A 1,406-nucleotide genomic window follows, 5' to 3' on the forward strand; every position below is an offset into this window, starting at 1 on the left:
CCTGCCAATCCTCCACCTGCATAACCCGCAATTGCACCAACGGCTTTATTTTTAAGTGGATCAGAAACAATCTGTAATATTTTAGGTAATTCTCCGTTTAAGGTTTTTAATGCCGGAACAGATCTACCCGTATGTTCAATGCTTTTTAAAGGTTTTGAAGCAGCTTTTGCTAATATTCCATAAGATTCTGCTAGTTTTCCAAGTTCGGGTGAATATTGTCTAATCACGTTAATATTCTGTGGTGTAAGTATGCTTGCTATATGAGAAATCCCTGCCCCTTCTGATTTTCCACCTCTAACACCCTGTGATGCTGCATCCTGCAAGATCGACGCGATCGTTGGTTCATATTCATCCTTTGGAACAGATTTCATTATTTTGTGAAAATCTTTTAAACCTTTTTTTGATGAACTTTGTAACGCAGAAACACCTTTTGTGATTAGAACATCATTTGATAAGTCTCGTCCAAAAATAGCTTCAGCATCTTTTTGTGCAGTTATTCTTGCTTTAGATAACTCATTAGCTTTCGTCCAGTCTTCAAGAAAACCACCCTGTTGTGCCATTTTCTGCATATCTTGCGTTATGGCTTGCCTAACTTCTCCAGCACGTCTAGCCGCATTTGCTTCACCTCTACGGCTATATTTTTCTGCCGCATCAGCAAATTTAGCTCTCCAGGCTTTCATTCCATCAAATGTAATACCCCCTTTTTTATAAGCAGAAACAAATTGCTTCATTTCAGGAGATAAAGGAACGCCGGCAGAATTTTCTGCTTGAATAACCGCATTAGCATTAGCCATTTTCATCTTCTGATTTGGCATCGTAGATCTAACATCATTCCATGCTTTCCACTCTGCATCTCTCATCTCATCCAGATTTGATATAACTCTTCCTTTAATCGTTGCACTTTTTTCTGATGCAGTTCCAGCTTCAGCGCCTAATTCTTCTAAGTTTTTATTCAACTTACTTTTTATTTCATCAAATGCTTTCATCTGGGCGTCTTGTGCAATACCAGGTGTGGAAGATAGAACACCTTCAGTTTGTGCAATACCTGTACTACCTGAACGCATACCTGGTGTTAAAGCGTTAATATCAACACCTGCAACATCAGCTGCTTTAGCAATATCCGGATCTATTTTTGCAGCCTGAGTTGCAATTGATTGGCGACCAGCTTTAGATCTTGCTAGCTGTACAATATCATTTGCCGTGTTAATGTCATTTGATGCCGGAGATACTGTACGTTGCACAAGTGTATTATAAGCCTTCCCTAATATAGGCGTAATAGCTCTGGCTAATCCACTTCCCGCTAGACCCACACCAAAATCAGTCGCTAAACTTTGGGCGTTATCGCGCTGACTATTCTGTGCTAATGCTCCTACTGTATTCTCAGCCACCATATCCGCTAATTTAGT

At 40.0% G+C, this 1,406-nt stretch carries 1 pseudogene; it reads right to left on the reverse strand.

Annotated elements, in window-relative coordinates:
• Positions 1 to 1,388: pseudogene (locus tag G468_RS0117920) on the reverse strand (DNA transfer protein); the annotation flags it as partial.
• Positions 1,389 to 1,406 lie beyond the last annotated feature (18 nt).

The organism is Arsenophonus nasoniae DSM 15247, from assembly GCF_000429565.1.
GTDB classification, from domain to species: domain Bacteria; phylum Pseudomonadota; class Gammaproteobacteria; order Enterobacterales; family Enterobacteriaceae; genus Arsenophonus; species Arsenophonus nasoniae.